This is a genomic window from Nocardioides pelophilus, assembly GCF_014180685.1.
Lineage (GTDB): Bacteria > Actinomycetota > Actinomycetes > Propionibacteriales > Nocardioidaceae > Nocardioides > Nocardioides pelophilus.
The window spans coordinates 1-2,034 of sequence record NZ_JACEHF010000290.1; the positions used below are offsets into that span (position 1 = coordinate 1).

A 2,034-nucleotide genomic window follows, 5' to 3' on the forward strand; every position below is an offset into this window, starting at 1 on the left:
GCCGGCTTGGACTTCACGCCCTACCGCACGGCCAAGCCGTTCACCTCGCAGCGCAACAACCCGCCGTGGACGTTGGCCGCCACCTGGGCCGATGCCGCCCTCGGCGACGACGTCGTGGCCGAGGCCCGGGCGCTCGGCGCCGACGTGGTGGTCGTCGACTGCCTGCTCCCCGGCGCCATGGCGGCCCTCGCGCGGGCGGGGATCCGGTACGTCGTGCTCGAGCACATGTTCGACGGGTTCCTGCAGGTGTTGCGTCGCGGACCCGCCGGCGGTCTGGTCCGGCTCAACGGCGTGCGCTGGGGCGACGCGCTCGACGGAGCCGCGACTCGGCTCGTCGCCTCGCTGCCGTCCGTCGACCCAGCGGCGAGGCGGACCCTGCCCTCCAACCTCGAGTACGTCGGCCCGATCGTCGCCGGGGTCCCCGCCGCACCCGGGGAGCCGGCGGTTCTGGTGAGCCTCTCGACGTACGCCTATGCGGGCATGCCNACGTACGCCTATGCGGGCATGCCGGCCGTGGTCCAGCGGATCGTCGACGCGTGCGCGGACCTGCCCGCCCGGGTCATCGTGACGACCGGCCCGGTCGTGGACCCGGACGGCCTGCGGCTGCCGACCAACGCCGAGGCGCACCGGTGGCTTCCCCACGCCGAGGTGATGCCGCGGGTGTCGATGGTGGTCGGGCACGGCGGACACTCGACGACGATGCTCGCGCTGGCGCACGACCTGCCGGTGCTGGTGATCCCGATGTTCCTGCTCGTCGACCAGCCGATGGTCGGCAAGGCGCTCGAGTCCGCGGGTGCCGGCAGACGCTTGCCGAAGCGGGCGCCGGCCCGGGCCATCCGTCCGGTGGTCGAGGAGCTGCTGGGAGCGGGCGCCCACCGCGACGCCGCTGCCGGGCTCGGGGCGGAGATCCGGGACGCGTCAGGTGCCGAGACGGCCGCCGCGCGGATCGCGGCGCTGGTGTCCGAAGGGGCTGTGGATCGTCCGGAGGGATGATGTCGTTCCGGGTGTGAGGGTGGAAGCCTCGGGGTAGACATGATCCGTCCAGGCCCCGCGAGGGCCGGGACTTCTCGGGTCGGACCACCATCAACCCCCCCCAGAAGCGAGAAACCCCCCATGCGCAGTGATCTGTTCGCCCAGGAGAACCACGAGGTCGAGGGCCCGGGCAACTTCGTCAAGCAGAACTCGAAGATGATGAAGGTCGAGCTCTCCCAGGGCAGCGTCAAAGCCCTCCAGGGCTCGATGGTGGCCTACCAGGGGGACGTCCGGTTCGATGCCCAAGGGGCCGGTGGCGTCGGCAAGTGGATCAAGCAGAAGGTGACCGGCGAGGGCCTGCCGATCATGAAGATGCAGGGGACCGGCGAGATCTTCCTCGCCAAGCTCGGGATGGACGTCCACGTCATCGAGCTCGAGAACGACTCGATCTCGGTCAACGGCGCCAACATCCTGGCCTACTCCGAGTCGCTGCAGGACGACATCCAGCTGGTCCGTGGCGCCGGGATGCTGTCCGGCGGCCTCTTCAACACCACCCTGACGGGCACCGGCCAGGTCGCGATCGTGACCGACGGCCCGCCGCTGCTGCTGCAGACCGGGCAGGCGGCGACGTACGTCGACCCGGACGCCGCGGTGTGCTGGTCGGCCGGGCTCCAGATCCAGCTCAAGACCGACATCGGCATGAAGGCGCTGATCGGGCGCACGTCGGGGGAGGAGTTCCAGCTCGGCTTCAACGGCCAGGGCTTCGTGATCGTCCAGCCCAGCGAGAACATGCGCTTCGGCGGCGCCCAGGACGCCGGTCAGCAGGTCCAGCAGCAGAGCCCGCTCGGCGGGCTCGGCAACCTCCTGCGCTGAGCCTCAGTCCTTCGGGGCAGTCGGCTTCGGCTTCGACCTGGTGGTGGGGGGCTTCGCTGACGTCGCCTTCCTGGCCGCGCGCGACCTCGGCGGCGTCGGTTCGGTGCCGACGACCGCGAACACCGGCGCGGTGACCCGCTCCAGAGCGGTCACCGCGTCGGCGTGCCGCTCGGCGAGGGTCGCGACCAC

The 2,034-nt window shown here is 71.4% G+C and carries 3 protein-coding genes; 2 read left to right on the plus strand and 1 reads right to left on the minus strand.

From position 1 onward, the window contains the following. Positions 1-504 precede the first annotated feature (504 nt). Positions 505-993, plus strand: a complete 489-nt coding sequence (locus H0488_RS25395; RefSeq protein ID WP_446685644.1) for a glycosyltransferase — start codon at positions 505-507, stop codon at positions 991-993. A 120-nt stretch (positions 994-1,113) separates the two neighbouring features. Further along, positions 1,114-1,845, plus strand: a complete 732-nt coding sequence (locus H0488_RS23040) for an AIM24 family protein (protein WP_183101507.1) — start codon at positions 1,114-1,116, stop codon at positions 1,843-1,845. Positions 1,846-1,848: 3 nt separating this feature from the next. On the opposite strand, the gene H0488_RS23045 is transcribed toward H0488_RS23040, so the two are convergent. Further along, positions 1,849-2,034: hypothetical protein (locus tag H0488_RS23045; protein ID WP_183101508.1), on the minus strand; the 186-nt coding region annotated here is incomplete at its 5' end.

Bases quoted from the DNA above. Each gene is read 5' to 3' on its own strand.
- H0488_RS25395 (WP_446685644.1), top strand. From the start codon at position 505: ATGCCGGCCGTGGTCCAGCGGATCGTCGACGCGTGCGCGGACCTGCCC.
- H0488_RS23040 (WP_183101507.1), top strand. From the start codon at position 1,114: ATGCGCAGTGATCTGTTCGCCCAGGAGAACCACGAGGTCGAGGGCCCG.